The organism is Pseudomonas sp. RIT357 (genome assembly GCF_000632245.1).
GTDB lineage: Bacteria > Pseudomonadota > Gammaproteobacteria > Pseudomonadales > Pseudomonadaceae > Aquipseudomonas > Aquipseudomonas sivasensis.
The window spans coordinates 58,887-84,716 of sequence record NZ_JFYX01000006.1 but is presented as its reverse complement, the minus strand read 5'-3'; the positions used below and the strand labels follow the sequence as shown (position 1 = coordinate 84,716).

The window sequence follows — 25,830 nt, the reverse complement described above, 5'->3', positions numbered from 1 at the left end:
GATGTCAGTCAACACGGTAGGAAAAAACGTTAAGCGACTGAAGATGCAAAAATAATGGCCTCCATGAGAGGCCGATAAACCGAATACACGTAAGCGCTGGTATCTACGTGTGGACCCCGCTTTAATCGATGAAATCGTTTATTTTGGGGGTCAGAGCGATATACCACTGTTGTTCGAGCGCGTGCAGCATGCGGGGCGTAAGCGATACAGACCCAGCGACCCGCTGTTGGTACGTACAAGTACACTGTTCAATAAATAATTTCGTGATTGGAGATTGGTTTTGAAAATTGCCCCGAGTTCATCTATAGATCTTTCAAGGTTCAGCAAGCCAAAAAATGAACTGGAAGTTTATTACGGGTTGCCGCGCGACGTTAAGTTCTGCAAAAAGTGCAACATGTCGAACCAGCAGCCGATGTCGAGCAATGAGTACGCGCACAGCAATGGCTCGACCAAGACAACCTTGAGCTTCGACGAAGAGGGTGTATGTCACGCGTGCCGTTTCAACATCCTCAAGGAAGACGGTGAAATCGATTGGGACGAGCGTGAGCGCGAACTCGTCGAGTTGTGCAATCAGCATCGTAAGTCCGACGGCACCTATGACTGCATCGTCGGTGGCAGCGGTGGTAAAGACAGCGCGATGCAGTCTCACCTGCTGAAGTACAAATACGGCATGAATCCGCTGACCGTGACCTGGTCGCCGCACTTGTATACCGATATCGGTTGGAAAAACTTCCAGCAGTGGCTGCATGTCGGTGGCTTCGATAACTATCTGTATACCCCCAATGGCAAGATTCACCGCCTGCTGACCCGCAACGCGACAATCAATCTGCTGCACCCTTTCCAGCCGTTCATCCTGGGGCAGAAGACGTTCGTTGCTAAAATGGCAGCGCAACTGAATATTCCGTTGATCTTCTACGGAGAGATGCCAGGCGAGTACGGCGAAAAGATTTCCCATAAAACCTCAAGCTACGCTGCCGCCAATGAAGTAGCGGAAAGCGAGGGTTTTTCGCTGGATTATTTCGGTGGCAAAGACGTCCGCGACGTTTACCTGGGTGGCAAGAAAATTGGCGAATACCTGGACGAAGGCGTTCCGCTGGTCGACCTGAAAAGCTATCTGCCAATGCCAGCCGAAGTGCTTGAGCGCAAGGGTATCGATTTCAAATACCTGGGTTACTACAAGAAGTGGGTACCGCAGGAAGCCTACTACTACGCCGTAGAGAATACCGGCTTTGAAGCCAACCCTGTTCGCACCGAGGGGACGTACTCCAAGTACAACAGCCTCGATGACAAGGTAGATGGTTTCTTCTACTTCACGCGTTGGATCAAATTCGGCGTGGGCCGCTCGATGATGGACTCTGCTCAAGAGATTCGTAACCATCACATCGACAAGGACGAAGCAATAGCTTTGATGCAGCGTTATGAAGGTGAATATCCATCGCGCTACGAAAAGGAATTCCTGGACTACATCAGCATGACCCGTGAAGAGTTCCTGGAAACATGTGATCGTTTCCGTTCTCCGCACCTGTGGCATGTGGTTGATGGCGAGTGGAAACTGCGTTACACGCCTTGGAATCCTCAGGTTAACGCTGAATGAGCAACACGCGACTGATTGCCCGCCTTGATGTGAAAGGTGCCAATCTCATTAAAGGCATTCATCTTGAGGGGCTCCGCGTAATCGGGTCCCCTAACGAACATGCTCTGCGCTACTACGAGCAGGGCATTGATGAGTTGATCTATATGGACTGCGTCGCGAGTCTTTATGGGCGCAACAGCCTGAGTGAGTTGATCAAGCAGGCGGCAGAGAATGTCTTCATTCCTCTGACCGTCGGCGGAGGCGTGCGATCGGCTGACGACGTCGCTCATCTGCTGAGGTGTGGTGCCGATAAGGTCGCCGTTAATACCGCAGCGGTCCGCAATCCGCAGTTGATCACCGAGATCGCTCGGCGCTTTGGCAGCCAATGTATGGTGTTGTCAATTGAGGCAAAAAGCGTCTCGCCGGAACGTTGGGAAGTGTTCACCGACAATGGCCGTGAAAGCACGGGTATTGACGTCGTCGACTGGGCAAAACAGGCGGCAGCGTTAGGTGCCGGAGAGATTTTGCTGACCTCGGTCGACCGCGAAGGAACGCGTAAAGGCTTCGATCTGGCACTTGTTCAGGCGGTAACCGATTCAGTCAATATTCCTGTTATTGCCAGCGGCGGTATGGGTAAAGCCCAAGATGCCGTCGAGGTGGTCAGGATGGGGGCGGATGCAGTAGCTATGGCTGACATTCTTCACTATAAGCGAGCATCGCTGGCTGACATCCGAACAGAAGCCTCTGCTGGCGGGATCCGGGTTCGAACCTATGAGTAATGTAGTAACAGTTATCGATTATGGCGTAGGTAATCTTTTTAGCGTACGTCGTGCGCTTGAGTACTGCGGTGCGACCGTAAACCTGGTATCCGATCCCGATGCGTTGAAAGACGCCACTAAGGTTCTACTGCCAGGTGTGGGGGCCTTTTCCAATGCGATGACGATGTTGTCGGCGAACGGAATGGATCAGGCAATCAAAGAGTACGCCTCATCTGGTGCGCCACTTTTCGGCATTTGCCTTGGAATGCAGCTGTTGTTGGATTGCAGCCATGAGTTTGGCCTTATCAACGGGTTGGGATTGATCCCAGGTTCCGTAGAACCGATACCTGCCGTTGATAAGAGCGGTGCGCGTCTGAAAATCCCTCATATTGGTTGGTCAGATCTGGTTTGTGCCGCAGGGCGTGCTTCCTGGGAAGGAACATTGCTGGCCTCGATAGAACCGCACAATAGCGCGGTCTATTTTGTGCACTCCTACATGGCTGTTCCTGAAGATGGTGCTCATCGCGTTGCGGATTGCCGGTACGGCGATACGGCTGTGGCGGCGGTTATCGGGCGCGACAATGTGTGGGGCGCTCAATTTCATCCGGAAAAAAGTGGCAAGGTCGGGTTGTCGATGTTGCGCGACTTTGTGGCGCTGAAATGAAAATCCTGGCAATCGTACCCGCGAGGGGCGGATCCAAACGGCTACCCGGAAAGAACATCAAGGTTCTGGGTGGGCGGCCGTTGATTGCATGGACAATTGAAGCTGCGCAGCAAAGTGGCGTTGTTACCGATGTCGTGATCTCGACGGATGATGTTGCTATTGCGGACGTTGCCCGCACGTTTGGTGGCAGTGTCCTCAGTATGAGGCCTGCGCATTTGGCCACTGATATCGCCAGCAGTTTTGACGTAGTGGTGCAGGTGCTGGATGAATATGAAACCGCTCACGGCGCCGTGGATGGTGTCATGTTGCTTCAGCCCACCTCGCCCTTTCGTTCGGCAGAATCCATTCGGCGTGCGGTATTGCAGTATCAGCAGGATGTTTCCCGCTCCGTTGTCAGTGTTGCAGCAGCCAGCTCTCATCCCGCTTGGTGTTTCAGGCTGGAAGGGGACACCATGACGCCTTTCCTTGGTTGGGAGAGCCTGTCGAAGCGATCGCAGGACCTGGAACCGGCCTACACATTGGACGGGGCCATTTACCTGCTGGCGCCAGATGTTCTTCGTGAGCAGAAGCGTTTTTTAGGCCCCGGGACCGTGCCGTTAGTAATGACGGACAGTCGCGAGTCGCTCGATATTGATACTCTCGAGGATTGGGACATTGCGGTACGCATGCTGGAACAGGCTGCGATATATGGCCTTACGCCAAGAAACGATTAAGTTTTAAAAGCCGTCATTCTCATTTGAATGGCGGTTTTTTTTGTGTGTGTGCTGGGCATTCTGGTTATTTGCAGGTGCAGCCCGCAGTGGGCGCATAATAATATGGCCAAAAAGCGTTTATCTCTTTATTCCAATAAAGTCACAAATGTCTGAATGGTATTTTGACTAATAATAAAGAAGGTAGCTTTTTGTGATTAATAGATTAACCGCTGGTCAGTCAACCATGCTCGATGCAATACGAGCGTTGGCTGCTTTTGTAGTTTTAGTAGGGCATACGTTTTCATTAGTAGTTCCTGATAGTTGGTTTGGTAAGGTGATGCCATTTCAAAGCTTGGCGGTAGTTGTGTTTTTTTGGCTTTCAGGATTTCTTATCGTCTACCAATGCTTGAGTAAGAAAAAGTACAGTTTTGGCGAGTACATGATAGATCGCTTTAGCAGGATATATGTTTTATATATTCCGGGGCTGATGATTACATTTTTGGTTTGTGTTGTTGTTTTGGGCCGTGCTCCGCCAACGGCTTGGGATTCTGTTGGGCACCTTTTTCAGCTTCAGCACACGCCTTTCGCCAGGATGATCGGAGGCGTCCCGCCTATAAATATCTATGGGGGAAACAGTGTTCTTTGGACGATAGCTATTGAGTGGTGGCTCTATGTCTTTTTCGGTATTGCCTTTTTTTGGAGGTCGATGGGAAAGATTGAGAAATCGCTTGCGGTACTGCTGTCATGCCCCGCGACACTGGTGGTGGGGTATTTCACAGTCTGGGAATCGGTAGCATGGGAGTGGTTTCTGGGTGCCGCCTGCGCAGCTATATTTGTCTATGCGCCTCAGATGGGGTGGCGGCAGGTTGTTGTCCCCCTCATGGCTGTTGTGGCTGGGATTCTCTGGAAATTTCAAAAACTCTCGCTTGCCAGTCAGATAAATATGTATGACTTACAGCTTCTAATTCTTTCGGGTGTAGGGCTGATGCTGGTCGTATTGGCAAGCAAGGATCTTCGTATTCCTTCCCCCGTCAGGTGGGTGACTGCAAAGGGTGCATATGTGTCCTATGCGTTGTATCTGACACATGAGCCGATTCGTGTTCTGGTGGCGCAATATATAGATCCATCGCGCGTGTCTAATGCCTGGCTGTCAGTATTTATATGCATTATGTTTGCTGCAATGTGCGCGTGGTTGCTGGAGAATAAACACATCACATTACGTGTCTGGCTGAAAAGAAAGTTGATCACTCCTAAGGAAGCGCTGGTTATAGGGTAGGTGACGAAACCGACCTAGGCTAACGCCGGCAGACTGCCGCGGGGCGCTAAATTTACTCATGGGGTGGCGCCGATCGTTATCGGGGTACCCTCGACAGGATATTTAATGAAGCTTATTCACATTGGCCTCCCCAAGTCAGCGTCAACTTACATACAAGCCGCGGCACAGCAGCGGGGCGACGTACAGGTGCTTCAATGGCACAATTACGCCCAGAATATTGTTCACGCGGCTTCGCTGGAAGCTTATCTAGACGGTCCGGGGGAGTCGAATATAGCGCCACACCAACCACGGGCAGATGCCCCTGTTTTCGTGAGCTGTGAAGAACTCTGCGGCTGGGCGCCGAGACCGGTAACGGCACTTGAAATTCAAACGTACCAACGCCTGGTCGCGGCGGCGCTGAAGCATGAGTTACCCGACGCTAAAGTGCTGATTGTGACAAGAAGCCCGTTGTCGTTTGTGGACAGCTACTACAATCAGGCGGTGAAAGAGGGCGCTTCTGAAAACCCTCGTGTGTTTACCGAACGCTGGCATGCCATGTTGCTCGGGTTATTGAATTACGCGAAGTTGTATGATCTTTACGCTTCCCTGTTTGGCGCATCAAACGTACTGGTTATTCCCGTAGAGTTGCTGCGTGACGACCCCGGTCGTTTCTACGACATGATTGAGGGGCACGCAGGCTTTACCTTGAGGCCTCGTTCCCCAGAGAGTATTCAACATAACCGCTCACTGACCGGGCATGAACTTCAGGCCATGCGAGTGCTGAATCGAATTGTAAAAGTACTTTCAGCAGATCAACAAGGAAAGCCCGAACCGTTCCTGCTACCTCATTTGAATTCGATAAAGCGCAGCTTTCTATCGTATTACGTTGAAAATGACCCCAACTCCATGCGACGAAGCCGACGCTTACTAAGCGCGGCTGGGGTCAGCGTAGATAAACGCCATGTCTCAACAGTACTTCTTGAGAAATGGCGTGAGGGAATTATTAGTGGCTTGGACGGATTGAGAGGGCACTCTTTTCCGAGTGAGTATTTATCCAGTTACCTGGCAGACGTTGGTGAGTGATCGCCTCACAAGTTCCTCACGACTGATGCGCCCAAGACTATTTTCTACAATCAGACGGTGCTGAGCTGAAAGCTCGGCGAGTTCTAATTCATGCGTTGGGATACGCGGGATCACGCTTATGAAATCGCCTGTCAATACCTCTAACCTGACGTCTGTCAGTCACCATGTGACCCAGGCTGAGCGCGCCCATTACATGGGGACAAAAGGCGCTGTGATTTGGTTTACGGGCCTTTCTGCGTCCGGAAAGTCGAGTTTGGCGATGGCCTTGGAGGCGCATCTACTGAGGTCTGGCTGCGCGTGCTACACACTGGATGGAGACAATATTCGCAAAGGACTTAATGCCAACCTGGGATTTTCAGAAGACGACAGGACAGAGAACATACGGCGGGTCGGTGAAGTAGCCGCACTATTTGCAGATGCGGGCATGATTTGTATCACTGCGTTTATCTCCCCCTATCGCGAAGGGCGTGCGCGCGCTCGTGCCGCAGCCGGCAACACGTCTTTCCATGAAATCTATATTGCGGCAGACCTTGCAACGTGTGAGATACGTGACCCCAAGGGTTTGTACCGCAAGGCCCGAGCCAGAGAAATTCTCGACTTCACGGGTATAGATGCGCCTTACCAGCCGCCCTTGAACCCTGATTTGATCATTGATACGGCTAACCAGACGTTCGAGCAAAGCCTTAAACAGCTAGTAGATTACGTTGCTGAGCATATTCCTACGAAAGTTGATCGTTGATGGACGGCTTTTGGGTCGAAGACTATTTTGTGTTTTCGCTCAAGCGCGGTCCGTAGCGGGGAACTAACCCCACCGCCAACCCGACGATGATGATTGCAATCGAAATCAGGTTCGGCGTGGAAACGTGCTCACCGATGATCAACATCGAACTGCTGATCCCGAATACGGGAATCAGCAACGACAGCGGCGCCACTGTGGACACGGGGTACAGTTTTAGCAGCGAGTTCCAGCCCCAGTAGGCAAAGTGCGTGGCCAGGTACACCTGGAACAGGATGGACAGTATCGCTGCCAGGTCGAGGCTGGCGTTCAAGCCTTCGAACGGGCTACTGCCATGCATCCACCAGGCCATGAGGAACAGTGGAATCGGCGGAAACAGGCTGGCCCATACCATGAACGAGAAGATCTCCTTGACCCCGGACTTCTTGATGATGACGTTGCCCACGCTCCAGGCCAGCGCACTCAATACGATCAACATCACCCCAAGGACGGCGTGGTTGCCTTCCTGAGTGGAAATGATGCCCGCCAGTCCGCTGAGCGCCAGCAAGGCGCCGACGATCTGCGCCTTGCGGATGTTCTCCTTGAACAGTAAAAAACCCCAACCCATGGTGAAGAACACGCTGAGTTGGATGATCAATGAAGCAATACCAGGGCTCACACCGATCTGGATCCCGTAGTTGATTACGCCCCACATGCCCAGCCCGAAGATAAAACCGTAGGCGGCTACGTAGCTGAACTTGACGGCGGGGCGCTTGATGAAGAACACCAGGGGCAGGGCTGCCAAGGCAAAGCGGATGCCGGTGAGCACAAAGGGGTCGACCGAGCGCAGGCCCAATTGGGTGATGGGGAAATTCACTCCCCACACCAGGGTGACGAGCACGGCTAGCGCCAAGTGTTTTTTCAGCATGGAGTGTTCCCTAGGTCATGACGCTTCTTTAAGGGCGTTGATGTTAGGGGCAGTTCGATTGGCCCGCTTGCTATGTCAGGTCAACTTTTGACAAGATCGGGCCATGATTCCAGCCTTTGATTTTTCCAGCCCTGACGCCGTGGTGACGCTACGCGAATACCCCAATGGCACTGTTTTCGAGCGGCACACGCATGCGCGTGGGCAGTTCGCCTATGCCTCCACCGGTGCGTTGAAAATGTTCACCGACCTCGGCAATTGGGTGGTGCCGCCGCAGCGGGCGATTTGGGTGCCCGGTGGTGTGCCCCATGAAATGCAGATGCGCGGGGAGGTGGTGATGCTCAATACCTACCTGAACGCCGATGCCGTCCTGCGCGCGGGGTTGCAAGCGCGCTGTCAGGTGTTTGAAGTGTCGCCCTTGCTCAGGCATTTGCTGGAGGCGGCGCTGGCTATCGATCCCTCAATGCCACTCAATGTGAGGCATCGCTGCGTGTTGACGCTGTTGATTGATGAAATCGGCGCCATGCCTGAGGTGCCCCTCAGCGCGCCATTGCCTGGCGAACCACGGCTGGCGCGGGCCTGTCAGCGTTTCCTGGAGGCGCCCACGCAAAAAATCACCCTCGACGAGATGGCTGAGTGGTCGAACATGAGTCGACGCACGTTCACCCGCCATTTCCAGGAAAGCACGGGGATGACGTTTGTGTCCTGGCGCCAGCAGGTGTGCCTGCTGGAAGCCACTGCACGCCTAAGCCATGGCGCTTCCATCACCGAGGTGGCGCTCGGGTTGGGTTTCAGCAGTTCCAGTGCGTTCACGTCGGTGTTCCGGCGCAACCTGGGGGATTCTCCGGCGCGCTACCTGGCGAACTCAAAGGCTGGCGCGCAGTTCTGAGGCGTTTGCTGCTGCCACGTCGGTCAGGATTCACCTCCCTTGGGCCTTGCCTTTGTTACTATCGCCCACCCTTGTCACCCGGAGTCACCGCCCAATGCAACACCAGTGGGATGAAATGCACCGCACCCGCAAGCCCACATTCCTACTGTGTGGCGAGCCTAAGGGGGACGTGCTCAATCTCTATGTTCACGGTTATTCGGCGTTTTTCAACCGGCAACAACTGGGCAATTTCAAGGCGCAGTTGGCGGGCATCGAAGGCTCCACCAACCTGATGCTGTTCTGGCCCGCGGGGCACTTCCTGGAAAACCTGTTTGCGCCTTTCAAGGACGTGATCGGCGCGATGCTCGGCGGCGGCAGTGTCGGCGCAGCGACCGTCGGCGTGGGCAAGGCGATTGCCTATTTCCTCGACCACTACAAAAGCGTCGAGGCGCGGGTGGACGAAGTGGCCAAGAGTTTGCTGCCGGAGCTGGCGGGTTTCCTGCACGGTGAGTCGCTGAACGTGCGGCGTATCAACCTGATCGGCCATTCCCTGGGCGCGCGGATTCTGGTCAAGAGCCTCCTGGCCAGCCCTGAAACTGCGCGGGAACTGCCGTTGGACAATCTACTGCTGATGGGCGGGGCGATCTGCACGTCGAGCCCGTGGGATGAGGTGTCGGCGCCACTCAAGGGCCGGCTGATCAACTGCCACTCCAGCAAGGATTGGGCGTTGGCCATTAAGCCGGACACCGAGCGCTGCATTGGTCGTTATGCAATTGAGGTGACGCCGGCACTCAAGGCCAAGATCACCAATGTGCACTTGGCTACCTTCGATCACGCCGCCTATTGGCCGCAATTGCAGACGGTGGTGCAGTACACCGACCTGTTGCACGAGCGACGCGGCATGATCCGCTCCGACCAGCGCAGCAGCGAGGTGCGCTTTGCCGAGGAGGATGTGGAACTGTTCCCAGCCTTGGTGCAGGCGCGGCCGGAGGAGTTGAAATTCCTCGCCGAACTGATGGCGCAAAAGCGCAGTGCATCGATTGATGCCAAGGTGCGCGAGCCGCTCAAACTGGCCATCGAGTTACAGCGCATGGGCGGCGATAGCTTTATGAACCTGGCTCGTGGGCATGGCGTAAGTTATCGCCAGATCGCCGAAGACGTGGCGCAGCGCCTGGGGATCAAGTTTGACGAGTCGCTTGAAACGGTTGCGCTGGCAGAGATCGAAACCCAGGTCGCGCAAAAGCTGATCGAGCAGTACAAGGACAAGCTCAGTAATGCCGACCGGCAGGTCTTCGACGCGGAGCTCAAGGCGGCCGCGCAAAAAGAGCAGGGCCTGTTCAAGCGTTTCGACGTTGGGCGCTCGGCCACCACGGCTTTGAGCGGCACGGCGCTGGCGGGGCTGACCGGGTTTATCCTGCGTCGTGGGGCGGCCTCAGCGATTCCGGTGGTGGGGCAGGCACTGGCGGCCGCGATGCTGCTGGTGAGTGGTGTTCGGGCGTTTTCCGGTCCGGCGTATTCGATTACGACGCTGGCGGTGTTGGTGATCGGTGTGATTCGCCAGCGCATGGAGCGTGAGGCGCTGAACCAGGAGATGGACCTCGTGGTGCAGGTGGTGGAAGCGTTTGACCTGCCACGGGACACGGTGATGCGCACGGTCGCGTCCGACTGATAAGCTGCGCGGTGTCGAGTGTGTTTGCCTGGGATACCGCGTGAAATTCAGCCTGCCTAAAATTGCTACCGCCCCGTTCTGCCCGCCGGAAGTGGCGGGCTCTGTCGCCGTTGATCCCAAGGCGTCGTTCTTCAAGCGTGCCCTCATGTTTGCCGGCCCCGGCCTGCTGATCTCCATTGGCTACATGGACCCGGGCAACTGGGCTACGGCCATCGAGGCCGGTTCGCGCTACGGCTACAGCCTTTTATTTGTGGTGCTGCTGGCCAGCCTGGCGGGGATGGCGGTGCAGTGCCTGTGCTCGCGACTGGGCATCGCCACCGGCAAAGACCTGGCGCAGCTATGCCGCGAGCGCTACAGCAAGCGCTCCGCCCGCACCCAATGGGCGTTGGCGGAAATCTCCATCATTGCCACCGACCTGGCCGAAGTGCTCGGCTGCGCCTTGGCGTTTCACCTCCTGCTAGGCGTTTCCCTGACGACCGGTATTGTGATCACGGCCTTTGACACGCTGCTGATCCTTGCCCTGCAAAACCGAGGCTTTCGCCGCTTGGAAGCGATCATGCTGGCGTTGGTGGCGACCATCGGGGTGTGTTTCTTTATCGAGCTGGTGTTGATCAAACCGTATTGGCCGGACGTCTTCAGCGGCTTCACGCCGTCACTGTCGGCCATCAGCGATGCCGCGCCGCTGTACCTGGCCATCGGCATTCTGGGCGCTACGGTGATGCCCCATAATCTCTACCTGCACAGCTCAATCGTGCAGACCCGCCTGATCGGTAAAGACCTGGCCAGCAAACAGGACGCGGTCAAGCTGGCGCGCATCGATACCATCGGCTCCCTGGCTCTGGCCCTGCTGGTTAATGCCGCCATCCTGGTACTCGCCGCCGCCGCATTCCACAAGACCGGCCACACCGACGTGGTGGAAATCCAGGATGCTTACCACCTGCTCGATCCGTTGGTGGGTGGCGCCTTTGCCAGCATCCTGTTCGGCGTCGCCTTGCTGGCGTCCGGGCAAAGCTCGACGTTTACCGGCACCATCGCCGGACAAGTGATTATGGAAGGCTACCTGAACCTGCGCATTCCCTGCTGGCAGCGGCGCCTGATTACCCGGGGGCTGGCGCTGATCCCGGCGTTTCTCGGGGTGTGGCTGATGGGTGACGATGCCATCGGCAAATTGCTGATCCTGAGCCAGGTGGTGCTGAGCCTGCAGCTGCCGTTTGCGCTGTATCCGCTGATTCGCATGACTGGCGACAAGCAACTGATGGGACCGTTTGTGAATAGCCTGCCCACCAGGGTGTTGGTGTGGTTTCTATTTGTGGTGATCAGTGGGGCGAATGCTTGGTTGATTGGGCAATGGGTGTTTTGAGTCAGCGATCCCAATAAGGCACCGCCCCAAAACACTCCACAAAGTAATCAATCACGGTCCTCACCTTCAGCGACAAGCGCCGGCTCCCTGGCCACAACGCCGCAATTTGCTGCGGCTCCAGCGTGGTCGCCACTTCGTACTCCGTCAGCACCGCGTGCAACGTGCCGGCGCGCAAGCTTTCGCCGATCAACCAGGATGGAAACACCACCAGCCCCAGGCCTTGTTCGGCGGCGTGGGTGAGGGTGTCGGCGTGGTTGCCAGTGATCGGGCCTTTGACGCTGTAGGGCGTCCAGTCGCCTTGGTCGCGGCGGAAAAACCAGCGTTGTTGGCCGGTGATGCCCTTGTACGCCAGGCATTGGTGGTTGATCAGTTCATCGGGGTGCGAGGGCGTGCCTTGCTTCGCCAGGTAAGCAGGGCTGGCGGCGATGCGAAAGCGCTGGGGCGCGAAGATACGTGCCTGCATGCCGGAGTCGTTGAGCACGCCGATGCGAAATAGCAGGTCGGTGCCATCTTGCAGAGGGTCGACGTAGGTGTCGGTTTGCTGGATATCCAGTTGCAGCTTGGGGTAGCGGCGGCACAACTCGCCCAGCCAGGGTGAGAGGTGACGCTGGCCGAACACCATCGGCGCATTGATACGCACCAGGCCGCTGGGCTCGCTTTCCTGTTCCTGCAGGGCCTGGCCGGCGGCTTCCAGTTGTTCGAGCATCAGGCGCGCGTGCCGCCCTAGCAGGCGCCCAGCCTCGGTGGGGCTGACGGCGCGGGTGTGCCGATACAACAACTGTTGCCCCAGGGTCTGCTCCATTAATTGGATCTGCCGCGAGATCGAGGAGGGCGCCAGGCTTTCGCGGCGCGCCACTTCGGAGAAGCTGCCGTGGTCCAGCACTGCGACGAACAGGCGCAGCGCCTTGAAACTCAACTCGTTCAAACCCTGCATCATGGCTCCAGGCTGTGCGTTTTGCGCAAAGGTGTTGTTGGCATGCTCCCATTTATCGCACAGGACGGCCACTGGATAATGCGCGCCATTAATCCATTTGTTGATGCGCAGGTGATGTATGCAGGCCAGTTCTATCGAGGGTGTGGCGAACGCCACGCCGAAAAAAAACCTTCTGCGGTTGCTGTTGTTGCCGCTGGTGATCCTCGCCGGTATGGGCTTGTCGGTGGAGGCCGGTTTACTCGGCCCGTTGGGCGTGCAGGTGGGGCACCTGTGGGCGACGTTGAGCATCTTCGGCGTGGGCTCGGCGATTCTGTATTTGCTGCTGCTGTTCAGCGGTCCGCAAAAAGGCCCGGCGCTCACGGACTTGCCGCGCTGGCAGCTGATCGGCGGTTTTCTGGGGCCGATGTACGTGGTGGTACTGACCCTGGCCACGCCGCACATCGGTATTGCGATGACCATGATCGCGATTCTGTCAGGACAGGTGGGCAAGAGCGTTCTGATCGACCATTTCGGTTGGTTCGGCACGACGCGCAAGCGAGTCAATGGAGAGCGCTGGATCGCGCTGGCGTTGATTGTGGTGGCACTTGTTCTGATCGCACGAGGGTAAGACGATGAATCTGATTCTGTTGTTGGTACTGGTCATCGCGGCCGGTGCGGTATTGAGTGTGCAGGCGGCGATCAACGGTCGCCTGGGCCAGACAGTGGGTGTGTTGCGCAGCAGTTTGCTGACCTTTGCCGTAGGGGCGCTCACCACCGCGCTGTTGATTTTCTTCTTTGAACCGGCACAGGCGTTGAGCCTCTTGGACGTGCCTAAATGGCAGCTGACCGGCGCGCTGTTCGGCGTGGTGTACATGATGGTGATGGTCGGTGCGGTGCCGGTGGTCGGCACGGCGGTGGCCACTGTGGCGGTGATCACCGGGCAGTTGGGCATGGGCATGCTGATCGATAACTTCGGCTGGCTGGGCAACCCTGCCATCGAATTGTCGGGCGGTCGCATGCTGGCGATGGTGTGCCTGGCGCTGGCGCTGGTGTTCATGTATCGCAGCAATACGCGCACCGACTGATGGTTTGAACGATCTGCGTGAGCCGGCAGTCATTGCTTAAGGTGCCGGCGCTCGCCGTACCGAGACGACCATGATGAAGGAGTCTGACCATGCCAGATCAAACCTGTGCCTGCCCACACTGCAAATGTGTATTGGGTGTCGAAGCGGTGATGAAAGACGGTAAGGGCTATTGCTGCCAGGGCTGTGCCGAACACCATGCCCATGGTGAACCCTGCGCTGCGGCTACGGGCTGCGAGTGTGCCAAGTCGGCCGACGGTTGAATGCGGTGGGAGCGGTCAAAACCGTTCCCACATTTGATCTATCTGTTAGCTGCTATTGGGTTTCCAACTCCAGCCGGAGGCTATGGTCAGACAGGCGCTGCCGACCTCTGACCACCCCGCTGGTCCGCCGTCCCTCCAGGGCAAACACCACCGTTTTCGCTGCATGCAGATCATCCGGGAGCGGCTGGAACACCTTCAGTACGAGTCTGTCGGGTTTGCGCTGCACGCTCACTTGGCATTCCACATGCCTGGCCAGTGGGCCAAACAGGGTGTCCTGGGTGTAATCAATCCGAGCCTTACCATTGACCTGGCCACATACATTCATGGGTATCTCTCCTTGATCAAGCCTGGGCGCGCGCGTCCGAGCGGCGCCATTGCACGTTGGTGATGCCGAATTTCTCGGCCTGAACCTGGCTGGTCTTCTTGACCTGCTCCCGGGCGAAACGGCCAATACGACCGACGCCGGCATCGCAGCTTGCCCAATGCCAAGCTTCGGCGGCATCGAGTTTTTCCAGGCGGATAATGAATGACTTGGCCTCGCCATGGAGGGTGTAATCGATCACAAACAGTTTTGCGTTATTCATCGGCCCATCAACCCTGGTGGTGTAAGCAAGTGATCGCCACGAGCGCCAAAAATTCACTCGGATTGTCGGGCGGTGGTCATTACCATGGTGGCTCATCCTAGACTGACGTACGTCCCATGGCCCTGGCCGCGCCACCTGACCTCAGTGATCACGCTGTCCCCGTGCAACCTCTGGCGCGTACTTACCCGCGTGGGTGGTATGTGGAACCCCACAGGCACGAGTGGGGCCAATTGCTTTACGCCATGAGCGGCGTTATGTGGGTCGAGACCCCACGCGAAGCCCTAGTGGTGCCGCCCCAGCGCGCGGTATGGCTGCCGCCGGGTGTCGAGCACGGGATTCGCGTAGTGTCGGATTTGCAGATGCGCAATATCTACCTGCGTCCTGCCTTGGCGGCGACGCTGGACAGCCAGGTGCAGGTGATTGAGGTCGGTGGGTTGCTGCGCGAGTTGATCGTCACGCTGGTGGAGGAGGGCGATAGCGGCGACGGTGCGTATTACGACGCGGTGGTCGGCCTGGCCATGTTGGAGTTGCAGCGGGCGCGTCGCTCCCGGATCCGCATCGCCATGCCGGTTGAAGCCGACCGTCGACTGATCAGCGCGTGCCAGGCGGTCATGGCTGCGCCTTCCCTGGTGATCCCCTTCGAGCAGCATGCCGAGGTGGCCGGTGCCAGCGTGCGTACCCTGGCGCGGCTGTTCCAGAACCACCTGGGCATGGGGTTCGCCGAATGGCGCCGGCAAGTGCAACTCGCCACGGCGGTGGCGGAGTTGATCCAGGGCCAGTCGGTCAGCGGGATTGCGCGGTCCCTGGGTTATTCGCCGAGCAGCTTCAGCGACATGTTCCGCCGCGAACTCGGTGTGGCCCCTTCGCACTACACCGGCTGAGGTTTGGCCGAAATCCTGAAGCAGTTGGCCGATGCCAGCGGGAGGGGCTCCCTACACTGAGCCCACCAACCCACACGGCGCTGCCCCCATGAATTACTTGATTTCCCTCGCCATTGGCCTGTTTGTCGGCGTGATTTATGGTGCGCTGGATTTTCGCTCACCCGCGCCGCCGGCCATCGCGCTTGTCGGCCTGATGGGCATGTTGATCGGCGAAAAACTGTGGCCCATGGGGCGACAGTTGGTCAGTGCCTGGTTGTCCTGAAGTCTTTTTCTTTTCGATGGATGTACTGCCCATGAAAGCCCTGCAATTTTCCGCCACTGGCGATCTCAATGCCCTCAGCTTTATCGACGTTCCCACACCGGTGCCGGGCGCTGATGAAGTGTTGGTAAAAATCCAGGCTGCGGGCCTCAACCCCAGCGATGTAAAGAACGTGCTCGGTCGCTTCCCTTACACCACGCTGCCACGCATTCCTGGTCGCGATTTTGCTGGCGTGGTGGTTGAAGGCCCGCAGGCATTGGTGGGCCGGGAAGTCTGGGGCACCGGCCGCGATCTTGGTTTTTTTGCCGATGGCTCCCACGCTCAATACCTCACGGTGTCTGCCAAGGGCGTGGCCCATAAGCCTACGCATTTGAGCTTTGCCCAGGCGGCGAGCCTGGGTGTGCCGTACACCACCGCCTGGGATGCGCTGGAGCGCAGCGGTGTGGGCAAAGGCACGCGGTTGATGGTGATCGGCGCCAACGGTGCCGTGGGGAGTGCGGCGTTGGCCCTGGCGAAAATCCGTGGCGCCCGGGTGCTGGCGGCGGTGCGCAGGGTTGAGCAGGTCGAGGTTTTGCAAGCGCAAGGTTTCGAGGCGATTACCCTCGCTAAACCGCAAGACTTGGGTTCGCAAGTAAATGCCGTGTTCGCAGGCGGCGCCGACGTAATCTTCGACACCACCGGTTTCTGGCTGCCTGCCGCCGTGGCGGGTCTGGCGGCATTTGGCCGTATCGCCATCATTGCTGCGCCCGTGGACGGTCATGTGCAATTGCCGGCTCTGGCGCTGTACCGCAAGGGAGGTTCAGTGGTGGGGATCAATTCATTGCTCTACAGCTGCGAGCAGTGCGCGGTGATGCTGGAGCAGTTCGGGCGCTTTTTTGATGAGGGCCTGCTGCCGCTGCCGGTCGGCCTGCGCGAAGTGGCGCTGGCCGAAGGGACGCAGTGCTACGAAGACGTGAACCAGGGCAGTGCAGACAAAATCATCTTCCTGCCCTGATACGGTCCCGTAGGCGCCGGCTTACCGGCGATTGGCCCTAAGCACGCCATCGCCGGCACAGGGATCGTCACGCGTCGGGAACACCTTTTTCCCAGGCTGACCAGTTGTTGAGGATTGCCTGCACCAGCGGATTGCCCGTGCGGTACAGGTTTTCCAGCGCCGGCACGAACCCGCCCTGGTCCGCATAGTTGAGCAGGTTATCCACCTCGCTGTAGCCAGGGTAAGGCCGGTCGAAGTCGGAACCTGCTCGCACCACGGCCAGGCGTTGAATATCCACCAAACCCTCGCGACTGGCGCGCAGCAGGGCCTCATAGGTGGAGTTGTCTTCCTGCTGGGTGGTGCAGTATTCGCCTTTGTTATCCGTGAGCAGCTTAGTCCAAACCTCGGCGCGTTCGCTCAGGCGCGTGCCGGAGAACCACGTGTTGCCCGCCAGGGTGTCGCAGCGGGTGACTTGCGGCGGCTGGTTGGCCGGGGCGGCGGGGTAGTGCTTGCGCCAGGCCGTCGACTCTTTGCTTTCCGTCAGCTCGACTTTCTGCGACAGGGCAAACGCCTTGGCTTGCAGCTTGAGGTTGAGCTCAAACACTTCGGTCTTGTAGTCCAGCGGCGGTTTTTCGTTGGGGCCTTTGGTGTTGATGCCGATGTAGCCGGTCGGCCAGTCCTTGGGCGCATCGCGCGAATCCAGTTCCCACTGCGTACCAAACTCCACCAGGTAATGCGCCCAGGCAGCGGTGCCGATGGTGCCGTGCTTGGGGCTGATGCCGGCGATCCCGGCAATCAGGAAGTAGCTCTGGCGCAGGTCGAACTTGGGCGACAACGCCAGGGCCAGGGTGGAGGCGGCAGCGTTGGTCTGGCCCATGCCGGTGACGAGCAGGCAAACGTCCTGGGTGTTGCAGCGGATCACCGGGTATTCGGCGGACAGGCCCGGCACGCGCACTTCTTGCTTGAGTTGCAGGCGGTCGATCCAGGTTTGTGCCTCGGGCGCGAACATGGTGATCAGCATCACTTTGGGTTTGATCGGTGGCGGGGTATCTGCCAGCACCAGGTGCGGCAACAGGGCCATGCCGATGGCCATCGATAGACGGGTAAACGTGTTCATCTCATGCTCCTTGATCAGAATTGGTAGCCGACACCGGCGTAGTAGCCCCAGCCATCGGAGCGGGCGCGGAAGTTGCCTTCGCCGAAATTCAACTCGCTGCCATCTTCCCAGTTGCCGCCGTTATGGAAGTAGCGCCCGACCAGCGTGAAGCGCAGGTGGGTGAACGAGTACAGCAGCACGTTGGTCGCCACCATGGAATTGGCGGTGCGCGCCGGGTTGTCCTTGTGCAGGTTGGAGCCGAAATCGTAGTTGGTGAAGCCGATGTAGGTCAGCGAAGCGCCGTTGTCGAACTTGCCGATGGGCACGATGTACTTCATCTGGGCGCGATAGCCGTCCCAGGAATACTCATTGCTGGCACCGTAGTTTTCCCACTGGTAGCGCCCATAGAAGTTAGCCGACAGGTTGACCCGCGAGTGGGTGTCGATGTCGGTGCCCAGGCCGCTGTAAAGGGTGTTGGCGCGGTTTTCCTTGTTGCTGCCGTGGTCGTAGATCCAGTCGAACGCCACGTACCATTCCTTGAACGGCCCGATGGCCAGGCTGCGACCGGCCAGGTAGTCGATGGAGATGCGCGGCTCATGCTCCATGAACACCGGCGAGCCGTGGTCCCATGCGCCTTTGTCGTTGCTGTTGCCAATGCCGAGGATCTTCGGCACGTCGATGTAGCCATACAGCTCGAAGGGCCCTTTGCGGCCGAAGTACTCGTATTCCAGGTAAATGTCATCGGACGGCTTGGGGCCGAAGCTGATGTCTTTGCTGCCGATCAGCGTCAGGTCCTGGTTGAACCATTGCGACAGGTAAGGGCCTTTATTCGATTGGGTGGCTTCAGGGCTGAGGGTTTCGCCCTGTGCTGAGTCATTGGCAGGTGTTTCCTGCGCCAAAATGGGTGTGCTGAGTACTCCCGTAACGGCGGCCAGTAGCAAGGAAACACCAAAGCAGGCGCGAGGCCTTGAGGTGAGGTGCATTGAAAGTCCCTATTCGTACGCGGTTTGAACCCGATTGCTCAGGTAAGGAGGAACTTGACGGTCAAGTTCGTACCGCAAACGTTTGCACATGCTGTACCAACTTTGCCCAATGGCTTGAATGGCCTAGAAAAAAGACAAATTAGTCGACCTTTTGATCAGAAATGACTGGGTGTCATTTTTTCAATGGGATTGAACAGATGCATCGCGGTGTCGCGGCGATATTCGCTCGGCGTCTGGTTCATCTCGATGCGAAAGTGCCGGTTGAAATTGGACAGGTTGGCGTAGCCCACTTCAAAGCAGATATCCGCCACCGACCGCTCACTGTGCAGCAACAACCGGCACGCGCGCTGCACGCGAAATTTGCGCATCAGGTCGATAAAACCGTGGCCGGTGTTGCGTTTGAAGAACCGCGAGAATCCCGGTTCGCTCATTTCCAGTTGTTGAGCGATGACCGACAGGCGCACGTCGCCAGTGAGTTCGCGCATCAGGTAGTCGAAGGCCTTGTTGATGCGTTCAGCGCTGCGGGCATCCAGCGTGGGCGCGTAGCAGGGGCTGGCCAGTGCCTTGACCTGGATGGGCGGCGCGTTTTTCAAGGTGTCTAGCAATTGCAGGAACAGGATCAGCCGTTGCAGGCCATTGGCACTACCGATGGCTTCCAGCAGGTGCGCAGCCTTTTCGGCGCTGGCACCGGTGAACTCCAGGCCGCGCCGGGCCTGTTCGAACAGCGGCTGCAAATCCCCGAGTTCCGGCAGGGTATTGCGCAGGGCGAGCAGGGCGGCGCCATCGAATTGCAGCACCACATCGCGCCCGCTCAAGTGTTCGCCGGGGGCCAGTTCGCCTATCCAGTCGTGGGGCAGGTCCGGGCCGATCAATGCGACATGGCCGGCGCTGAATGCACCGATATAGTCGCCCGCCACCAGCTTGCCGGTGCCTTGGCGGATCAGGTGGATTTCAAATTCGGGATGGTGGTTCCAGCGCGCCAGATCATAGGGGTAATCGTGTTCGAACCAACGAAAGCAGTGGTCGGGTTCGGGCAAGATCACTTCGAGTTCGGCGGGGCGGTGCTCGAACAGTTCGGCGCGGCTGACGGGCATGGTGCTGCCTCTTGTGCGTTGGATTACACCAAAATACGCGGGTTTGCACGGGGCAGGCTACCCCCGCTTTCGCCCGGCACTGATACTTTTTTGATCCTGGGTGTGCGGTTAAAAAAGTATCAGCCGCGCATTCGCCAGGCGTTTGTGAGGGCTTGGCCAAGCTGCTGTAATCGGTGCTCAACAACAAAAACAACAGGTGGAAACCGCCATGTTAACGCTTCCCAAAGCACTGTTACTGCTGTCCGGCCTGGCTATCGCTATACCCGGCCATGCGGCCGACACCGTGACCATCGCCACGGTCAACAACAGCGACATGATCCGCATGCAGCGCCTGTCCAAGGTATTCGAAGAGCAGCACCCTGGCATCAAACTTAACTGGGTTGTGCTTGAAGAAAACGTTCTGCGCCAACGCCTCACTACCGACATCGCCACCCAGGGTGGGCAGTTCGATGTGCTGACCATCGGCACCTACGAAACCCCGTTGTGGGGCGCCAAACAATGGCTGGAACCGTTGACCGAGCTGCCGGCCGATTACGACGCCGACGATATCTTCCCCTCAGTGCGCCAGGGCCTGTCGGTCAATAACACCCTCTACGCCTTGCCGTTCTACGGCGAAAGCACCGTCACCTACTACCGCACCGACCTGTTCAAGAGCGCCGGCCTGAGGATGCCCGCGCATCCCACCTGGACCCAACTCGGCGAGTTCGCCGCCAAACTCACCGCCAAGGACAAGGGTCAGTACGGCATGTGCCTGCGGGGCAAGGCCGGCTGGGGGGAGAACATCGCGCTGTTGAGTACCATGGCCAACGCTTTTGGTGCGCGCTGGTTCGACGAACAATGGAAGCCCGAGCTGACCAGCCCCGAATGGACCGCCGCCGCCAACTTCTACGTCAATACCCTCAAGCAATACGGCCCGCCAGGCGTGTCGAGCAACGGGTTCAACGAGACCTTGGCGCTGTTCAACAGTGGTAAGTGCGCGATCTGGGTCGACGCCAGCGTCGCCGGTTCCTTCACCACCGATACCAGCCAGAGCAAGGTTGCCGACAGCGTCGGTTTCGCCGCCGCGCCTACTGAGGTGACCGACAAAGGTTCATCCTGGCTCTACGCCTGGTCCCTGGCGATCCCGGCCACTTCCAAGCACAAGGACGCCGCCAAGGCCTTTATCACCTGGGCCACTTCCAAGGACTACATCCAACTGGTCGCCGATAAAGAGGGCATCACCAACGTACCGCCGGGCACGCGCCAATCCACTTACAACGAGGCTTACCTCAAGGCCGCGCCGTTTGCCCAGGTGACGCTGGAGATGATGAAACACGCCGACCCCGCCCATCCTTCAGCCAAACCGGTGCCGTACGTGGGCATCCAATACGTGACCATCCCCGAGTTCCAGGCCATCGGCACCTCGGTCGGCAAGCTGTTTTCAGCGGCGCTTACCGGCGGCATGACGGTTGATCAGGCCTTGTTGCAGGCGCAGTCCACCACCGAGCGCGAAATGAAACGCGCCGGCTATCCCAAGTAACCTTGACGGACAACACCCATGAAACGACTGGAAGGTAAAAGCGCGCTGATCACTGGATCGGCGCGCGGGATTGGCCGCGCGTTTGCCCTGGCCTACATCAATGAAGGCGCGACGGTTGCCATTGCCGACATCAACCTGCAACGCGCCCAGCAAACTGCCGCTGAGCTGGGCCCTCAGGCCTACGCGGTCGCGATGGATGTCACTGACCAAGCCTCCATCGATGGCGCGATTGCCGCCGTGGTTGCCCATGTCGGGAAGCTGGATATCCTGGTCAACAACGCAGCGCTGTTCGACCTGGCGCCCATCGTCGACATCACCCGCGACAGCTTCGAGCGGCTGTTCGCGATCAATGTCGCCGGCACGCTGTTCACCTTGCAGGCCGCGGCCCGGCAAATGATCCGCCAGGGCCACGGCGGCAAAATCATCAACATGGCCAGCCAGGCCGGGCGGCGCGGTGAGGCATTGGTGGCGGTGTACTGCGCGACCAAGGCAGCGGTGATCAGCCTTACGCAATCGGCGGGGCTGAACCTGATCAAGCAAGGGATCAACGTCAACGCCATTGCACCCGGTGTGGTCGACGGTGAGCATTGGGATGGGGTGGATGCGCTGTTCGCCAAGCATGAAGGGCTGGCGCCTGGCGAGAAGAAGCGGCGGGTGGGGGCAGAGGTGCCGTTTGGGCGGATGGGTACGGCTGAAGACCTCACCGGAATGGCAATCTTCCTGGCATCGAAGGAGGCTGATTATGTGGTGGCCCAGACCTACAACGTCGACGGCGGCAATTGGATGAGCTAACGCCATACCCCAATCAAAACTGGGGGAGGGGGCTTGCTCCCGATAGCGGAGGATCAGTCACTTTATTTGCTGACTGTCACACTGCTATCGGGAGCAAGCCCCCTCCCACATTTGAACCTCATCGCGCTTGAAAAGGGTGCTTAGTCGGCAAAACTGCGATCAAAGAAGTAAACCGCCCCAGGCCTCAAGTTCTCCACCGTGGCCTGGGGCCTGCCGCCCTCGCCATGCTTCTTGCGCCCCGTCTCGCGCAAATATCCCGCCTCCGTCAGCTTCAACAAGCGCTGGCGAATACTGGTCTTGAGCACCGGCCGCTCCAGCACCAGGGAAAAGATCGTGGTCGCCTCCGGCGCGCTGAACTCATTGCCCAGGAACATCAGCGGCAAGCTGCTGTACAGCGACTTGGAGAACAACCGCTCCTGCACGGCCGCGACGATGCTGTTGTGATCGAACGGCAACTTGATGCTGCCGTCCGCCACCGCCCTCAACCCAAACCAGCCTTGATGCTCCCCCAGCTGCACCTCATCCGCGACGATCGCCAAATAGTACGTTGATGACGACCAGCAACGCGGGTCGCGAAACGCATCGCCCACCGTGCCGACTTGCTCGCTCCAGGCCAGCTCCAGACCGACCTTGTCGCTGGTTCGCAAGCGTTCCACCGCATCCTGGAGGCTCAGATCTTGCACGTCGCCATTCACCACCACGCCCGGCAACGCCCAATGCCCGGCGAAGGGCTCGGCGTCGCGCTTGTTCAGCAACAATTTCAGTTCCCCGGTTGCGCGGCAGTAAAAAAGCACGCAGAGGTCGACGGTGTGGAGGTAGGCGCTAAGTGGCATATGAAATCCTTCTGAACGGCGAAGAGGGCTCAGTCTAACGGATCGAAAAGATATGTCATGTGCTTGAAGGCGAATAGATAAATAAATGTTTCTTGCAATGAAAGTACATGACGTGTACTTTTGTTTCCAGGCCACAGGAGAACAGCCATGACCCTTGCGAAAACTGCCCTTGCTTCTTTCGATGTCGATCCTCAGAAGAGCTTCACGCCGCTGTGCCCCAACGAATTGCCTGTGGCCGGTGGTGACCAGATCGGTGCCGAACTCAACTACATGGCCAGCCTCGCCGGCTATCGCGTCGGCAGCAAGGACGCCCACACCCCGCAAGCACCCTGGGTGGTCGCGCAGCCCAGCGAGATGCTGAAACCCACCGGCCTGACTCACGCCGACCTCACATGGGTCAGCCACTGCGTACCGGGCACTGAAGGTTTCACGTTGCTCGACGAACTGCCCACGCCCTATGACTACGACTACTTCATCTGGAAAGGCGTCGAGCCCGACCTGCACCCCTACGGTGCTTGCTACCACGACCTGCACGACAAGCTGTCCACCGGAGTCATCGAGTACCTCAAGGCTCAAGGTGTCACCCGTGTGATCGTTGGCGGCCTGGCCCTGGACTACTGCGTCAAAACCACCGCACTGCAATTGCTCAAGGCCGGCCTGGAAGTCGTGCTGCACCTGCCGGCGTGCCGCGGTATCAGCGAGGAGGGCGGCGTACAGGCTGTCAATGAGTTGCTCAAGGCTGGTGCCGGCATCAGCCGCACCCGCGAAGAACTGGCCGCGATGGCCACGCGTTAAGGAGATTTACCATGGAAAGTGCCTACGACTACGACGCCCCGGTGATCCAGGGCCTGCTCGACACCGACTACTACACCTTCACCATGATGCAGGCGGTGTTGCACCAGTACCCCAACGTCGATGTGGAATACAACTTCATCGTCCGCTCCAAGGAAAAACTCGGCCACTTGATCCCGCAGTTGCGCGCCGAGTTGGACAAACTCGCCAGCCTGCAGGTGCGTGAAGGCGAGCTGCGCTTTCTGTTCAACCCACGCTTTCGCGAGTACCTCACCCCGGACTACGAGCGCTTCCTGGGCCTGTTCCGCTTCAACCTGCGTTATATCCACGTCAGCGAAGTCGATGGCCAATTGAACATCCGCGTGGTCGGCCCGATGCTGCACTGCATCATGTTCGAACAGCCGGTGCTCGCGTTGGTCAGCGAACTGCGCAACCGCGACAAATACCCGGATGTGACCCTGGAAGACGTCACCCGCAAGCTGTACCAGAAGTTCGACTGGCTGGAGAAAAACCTCAGCCGCGACGAGTTGGCCGACCTGCGCGTCTCCGACTTCTCGACCCGTCGGCGTCTGTCCTTCAAGGCCCAGCGCGAAGTGGTGGACATCATGCGCCGCGACTTCCCCGGCCAGTTCGTTGGCACCAGCAACGCGCACCTGGCGTATGAATTCGACTTGCCGCTGATCGGCACCATGGCCCACCAATGGCTGATGGTGCACCAGCAATTGGGGCGCTTGCGCGAAAGCCAGAACGCCGCCCTGGAGAACTGGGTGCATGAATACCGTGGCCGTCTCGGCATCGCTCTGACCGACTGCATCAGCACCGACTTTTTCCTCAAGGACTTCGACCTGTACTTCGCCAAGCTCTACGACGGCCTGCGCCAGGACTCCGGTGACCCCATCGCCTGGGCCGACAAGGTGCTGGCTCGCTACAAACAGCTGGGCATCGACCCGATGACCAAGGACCTGATGTTTTCCGACGGCCTGAACTTCGAAAAATGCCTGCCGATCCTGCGGCACATCCGTGGCAAGGCCAAGTTCGGTTTCGGCATGGGCACCAGCCTGGCTTGCGATGTGGACGGCGTCGAACCGCTGAGCATCGTTATGAAGCTGGTACGGGTGCACGGCGAACCGGTGGTGAAGTTCTCCGATGACCCGGTGAAGAACGTCTGCGAAGACCCCTCGTTTTTGCAGTACGCAGCGAAGGTATTCAATGTCGGCAACGTGGAGGTGTGACATGCAAGACCGTATCGCGCAGGAACTGAATATCAACCGGCAACTGGTGAAGGGCGGTGAGGCCAGGGAAATCCAACGGCGCATCGATTTCATCAAGACCACGTTGCGCCAGTCGGGCTGCAAAGCCCTGGTGCTGGGCATCAGCGGTGGCGTGGATTCCCTGACCGCCGGCCGCCTGTGCCAGTTGGCGGTTGAGCAACTGCGGGCTGAGGATTACGCCGCGCGCTTTATCGCCATGCGCCTGCCCTACAAGACCCAGGCCGATGAGCGCGACGCCCAGGCCTCGCTGGATTTCATCACTCCGGACCACATCGACACCCTGAACATCGCCGCCAGCGTCGACGGCCTGATGGCCAGCCTCACCGCCACCGACGCCAGCGCCGCTCAAGTGGACTTCATCAAAGGCAACGTCAAGGCCCGCACCCGCATGATCGCGCAGTACGCCGTGGCCAACTTGCACAATGGCCTGGTGGTCGGCACCGACCATGGCGCCGAAGCTCTGATGGGGTTTTTCACCAAGTTCGGTGACGGCGCCTGCGACCTGGCGCCATTGTCCGGCCTGACCAAAACCCAGGTGCGGCTGTTGGCCAGTGCCCTTGGGGCACCGACGAACCTGGTGCACAAGCAGCCCACAGCCGACCTCGAAGAACTGGCACCGGGCAAGCTGGATGAACAGGCTTATGGCTGCACGTACGAAGAGATCGATGCGTACCTGATGGGCGAGCCGGTGAGTGAGCGGGTGAGGGCGATTGTGGAGGCGGCGTACACCAAGACCGCACACAAGCGTGCGCTGCCGGTTGCTCCAGTTTGATCAAAATCCAGCCGACCGACGCCAACGTTGCGTCGGCCTCCGCGGTTATTTTTTGCAAGGAGCAAGAAAGCTGCACCGGGAAAGTGTCACTTGGCTATCATTGCGCCCCTGTTTCATTGATATCCACGGACGGCTTGAACGTAGCTTCCGTTAATCTTTAA

General features: G+C 58.3%; 29 protein-coding genes. 21 read left to right on the top strand and 8 right to left on the bottom strand.

Annotated features, from left to right (window positions below; genetic code table 11):
* Positions 1–274: 274 nt before the first annotated feature.
* The 7 genes from BW43_RS20695 to cysC all read left to right on the top strand — a co-directional run bounded on the left by BW43_RS20695 (position 275) and on the right by cysC (position 6,764).
* On the top strand, positions 275–1,594 hold the full coding sequence (locus BW43_RS20695) for an N-acetyl sugar amidotransferase (protein WP_338105013.1): 1,320 nt from the start codon (positions 275–277) through the stop codon (positions 1,592–1,594).
* Positions 1,591–2,352 carry an imidazole glycerol phosphate synthase subunit HisF gene (hisF, locus tag BW43_RS20700; protein WP_032885369.1) on the top strand — a complete coding sequence of 254 codons (762 nt, stop codon included), beginning with the start codon at positions 1,591–1,593 and terminating at the stop codon, positions 2,350–2,352. The genes BW43_RS20695 and hisF overlap by 4 nt, the downstream gene beginning before the upstream one ends.
* The gene (gene hisH, locus BW43_RS20705; protein ID WP_032885368.1) at positions 2,345–2,995 is read left to right on the top strand and encodes an imidazole glycerol phosphate synthase subunit HisH; all 651 of its coding nucleotides are present in this window, start codon (positions 2,345–2,347) and stop codon (positions 2,993–2,995) included. Before hisF ends, hisH begins: the two co-directional genes overlap by 8 nt.
* Positions 2,992–3,708, top strand: coding sequence for a cytidylyltransferase domain-containing protein (locus tag BW43_RS20710; RefSeq protein WP_032885367.1), 717 nt, complete (start codon positions 2,992–2,994; stop codon positions 3,706–3,708). The genes hisH and BW43_RS20710 overlap by 4 nt, the downstream gene beginning before the upstream one ends.
* Before the next feature lie 223 nt (positions 3,709–3,931).
* A complete protein-coding gene (locus BW43_RS20715; protein ID WP_081797632.1) occupies positions 3,932–4,963 on the top strand; it encodes an acyltransferase in 1,032 nt (343 codons plus the stop codon).
* Between the two features lie 105 nt (positions 4,964–5,068).
* Positions 5,069–6,025: a sulfotransferase gene (locus BW43_RS20720; protein WP_032885365.1), complete on the top strand. Its 957-nt coding sequence runs from the start codon at positions 5,069–5,071 to the stop codon at positions 6,023–6,025.
* Positions 6,026–6,143: 118 nt separating this feature from the next.
* Positions 6,144–6,764 (top strand): adenylyl-sulfate kinase, encoded by a 621-nt coding sequence (gene cysC / locus BW43_RS20725; protein WP_032885364.1) that lies wholly within the window; start codon positions 6,144–6,146, stop codon positions 6,762–6,764.
* 22 nt (positions 6,765–6,786) lie between these two features.
* On the opposite strand, the gene BW43_RS20730 is transcribed toward cysC, so the two are convergent.
* Entirely contained in the window at positions 6,787–7,668 is an 882-nt protein-coding gene (locus tag BW43_RS20730) for an EamA family transporter (RefSeq protein WP_032885363.1), read from the bottom strand.
* A gap of 103 nt (positions 7,669–7,771) precedes the next feature.
* Between BW43_RS20730 and BW43_RS20735 the strand changes: the two genes are divergently transcribed.
* The 3 genes from BW43_RS20735 (at position 7,772) to BW43_RS20745 (ending at position 11,562) form a co-directional block, all read left to right on the top strand.
* Positions 7,772–8,554: a helix-turn-helix domain-containing protein gene (locus BW43_RS20735; RefSeq protein ID WP_032885362.1), complete on the top strand. Its 783-nt coding sequence runs from the start codon at positions 7,772–7,774 to the stop codon at positions 8,552–8,554.
* Between the two features lie 94 nt (positions 8,555–8,648).
* A complete protein-coding gene (locus BW43_RS20740; protein ID WP_032885361.1) occupies positions 8,649–10,202 on the top strand; it encodes a DUF726 domain-containing protein in 1,554 nt (517 codons plus the stop codon).
* Between the two features lie 40 nt (positions 10,203–10,242).
* Entirely contained in the window at positions 10,243–11,562 is a 1,320-nt protein-coding gene (locus BW43_RS20745; RefSeq protein ID WP_032885360.1) for an Nramp family divalent metal transporter, read from the top strand.
* Between the two features lies 1 nt (position 11,563).
* Here the strand turns inward: BW43_RS20745 and BW43_RS20750 are convergent, their stop codons facing one another.
* The gene (locus BW43_RS20750) at positions 11,564–12,496 is read right to left on the bottom strand and encodes a LysR family transcriptional regulator (RefSeq protein WP_032885415.1); all 933 of its coding nucleotides are present in this window, start codon (positions 12,494–12,496) and stop codon (positions 11,564–11,566) included.
* Positions 12,497–12,614: 118 nt separating this feature from the next.
* Here BW43_RS20750 and BW43_RS20755 point away from each other — a divergent pair, with 118 nt between their 5' ends.
* From BW43_RS20755 to BW43_RS28200, 3 genes are all read left to right on the top strand, one after another.
* Positions 12,615–13,103, top strand: coding sequence for a DMT family transporter (locus tag BW43_RS20755; RefSeq protein WP_032885359.1), 489 nt, complete (start codon positions 12,615–12,617; stop codon positions 13,101–13,103).
* A 4-nt stretch (positions 13,104–13,107) separates the two neighbouring features.
* The gene (locus BW43_RS20760) at positions 13,108–13,560 is read left to right on the top strand and encodes a DMT family transporter (RefSeq protein ID WP_032885358.1); all 453 of its coding nucleotides are present in this window, start codon (positions 13,108–13,110) and stop codon (positions 13,558–13,560) included.
* A gap of 89 nt (positions 13,561–13,649) precedes the next feature.
* A complete protein-coding gene (locus BW43_RS28200; protein WP_081797628.1) occupies positions 13,650–13,820 on the top strand; it encodes a metallothionein in 171 nt (56 codons plus the stop codon).
* Positions 13,821–13,872: 52 nt separating this feature from the next.
* Here the strand turns inward: BW43_RS28200 and BW43_RS20765 are convergent, their stop codons facing one another.
* On the bottom strand, positions 13,873–14,145 hold the full coding sequence (locus BW43_RS20765; RefSeq protein WP_032885357.1) for a hypothetical protein: 273 nt from the start codon (positions 14,143–14,145) through the stop codon (positions 13,873–13,875).
* Positions 14,146–14,161: 16 nt separating this feature from the next.
* Entirely contained in the window at positions 14,162–14,404 is a 243-nt protein-coding gene (locus BW43_RS20770) for a DUF6555 family protein (protein WP_032885356.1), read from the bottom strand.
* A 116-nt stretch (positions 14,405–14,520) separates the two neighbouring features.
* Between BW43_RS20770 and BW43_RS20775 the strand changes: the two genes are divergently transcribed.
* The 3 genes from BW43_RS20775 (at position 14,521) to BW43_RS20780 (ending at position 16,538) form a co-directional block, all read left to right on the top strand.
* On the top strand, positions 14,521–15,285 hold the full coding sequence (locus tag BW43_RS20775) for a helix-turn-helix transcriptional regulator (protein ID WP_032885355.1): 765 nt from the start codon (positions 14,521–14,523) through the stop codon (positions 15,283–15,285).
* Positions 15,286–15,373: 88 nt separating this feature from the next.
* Entirely contained in the window at positions 15,374–15,547 is a 174-nt protein-coding gene (locus BW43_RS28195) for a DUF1427 family protein (protein ID WP_081797626.1), read from the top strand.
* 31 nt (positions 15,548–15,578) lie between these two features.
* The gene (locus tag BW43_RS20780) at positions 15,579–16,538 is read left to right on the top strand and encodes a zinc-binding alcohol dehydrogenase family protein (protein ID WP_032885354.1); all 960 of its coding nucleotides are present in this window, start codon (positions 15,579–15,581) and stop codon (positions 16,536–16,538) included.
* Between the two features lie 67 nt (positions 16,539–16,605).
* Here BW43_RS20780 and BW43_RS20785 read toward each other — a convergent pair whose 3' ends face one another.
* The 3 genes from BW43_RS20785 to BW43_RS20795 form a co-directional block, all read right to left on the bottom strand.
* Positions 16,606–17,634 (bottom strand): purine nucleoside permease, encoded by a 1,029-nt coding sequence (locus BW43_RS20785; protein WP_032885353.1) that lies wholly within the window; start codon positions 17,632–17,634, stop codon positions 16,606–16,608.
* 14 nt (positions 17,635–17,648) lie between these two features.
* The gene (locus tag BW43_RS20790; protein WP_032885352.1) at positions 17,649–18,596 is read right to left on the bottom strand and encodes a nucleoside-specific channel-forming protein Tsx; all 948 of its coding nucleotides are present in this window, start codon (positions 18,594–18,596) and stop codon (positions 17,649–17,651) included.
* A 155-nt stretch (positions 18,597–18,751) separates the two neighbouring features.
* Entirely contained in the window at positions 18,752–19,690 is a 939-nt protein-coding gene (locus BW43_RS20795) for an AraC family transcriptional regulator (protein ID WP_032885351.1), read from the bottom strand.
* 208 nt (positions 19,691–19,898) lie between these two features.
* On the opposite strand from BW43_RS20795, the gene BW43_RS20800 reads away from it, so the two are divergent.
* Both BW43_RS20800 and BW43_RS20805 read left to right on the top strand, forming a co-directional pair.
* Positions 19,899–21,209, top strand: a complete 1,311-nt coding sequence (locus BW43_RS20800; protein WP_032885350.1) for a sugar ABC transporter substrate-binding protein — start codon at positions 19,899–19,901, stop codon at positions 21,207–21,209.
* Positions 21,210–21,227: 18 nt separating this feature from the next.
* Positions 21,228–22,001: an L-iditol 2-dehydrogenase gene (locus BW43_RS20805; protein WP_032885349.1), complete on the top strand. Its 774-nt coding sequence runs from the start codon at positions 21,228–21,230 to the stop codon at positions 21,999–22,001.
* Between the two features lie 140 nt (positions 22,002–22,141).
* Here BW43_RS20805 and BW43_RS20810 read toward each other — a convergent pair whose 3' ends face one another.
* Positions 22,142–22,834 carry an NUDIX hydrolase gene (locus tag BW43_RS20810; RefSeq protein ID WP_032885348.1) on the bottom strand — a complete coding sequence of 231 codons (693 nt, stop codon included), beginning with the start codon at positions 22,832–22,834 and terminating at the stop codon, positions 22,142–22,144.
* A 147-nt stretch (positions 22,835–22,981) separates the two neighbouring features.
* On the opposite strand from BW43_RS20810, the gene BW43_RS20815 reads away from it, so the two are divergent.
* The 3 genes from BW43_RS20815 to nadE are packed head-to-tail and all read left to right on the top strand — an operon-like array spanning position 22,982 to position 25,669.
* Positions 22,982–23,629, top strand: coding sequence for a nicotinamidase (locus tag BW43_RS20815; protein ID WP_032885347.1), 648 nt, complete (start codon positions 22,982–22,984; stop codon positions 23,627–23,629).
* Positions 23,630–23,640: 11 nt separating this feature from the next.
* Positions 23,641–24,858 (top strand): nicotinate phosphoribosyltransferase, encoded by a 1,218-nt coding sequence (gene pncB, locus BW43_RS20820; RefSeq protein WP_032885346.1) that lies wholly within the window; start codon positions 23,641–23,643, stop codon positions 24,856–24,858.
* Position 24,859: 1 nt separating this feature from the next.
* Positions 24,860–25,669 (top strand): ammonia-dependent NAD(+) synthetase, encoded by an 810-nt coding sequence (nadE, locus tag BW43_RS20825; RefSeq protein WP_032885345.1) that lies wholly within the window; start codon positions 24,860–24,862, stop codon positions 25,667–25,669.
* Positions 25,670–25,830: the final 161 nt, after the last annotated feature.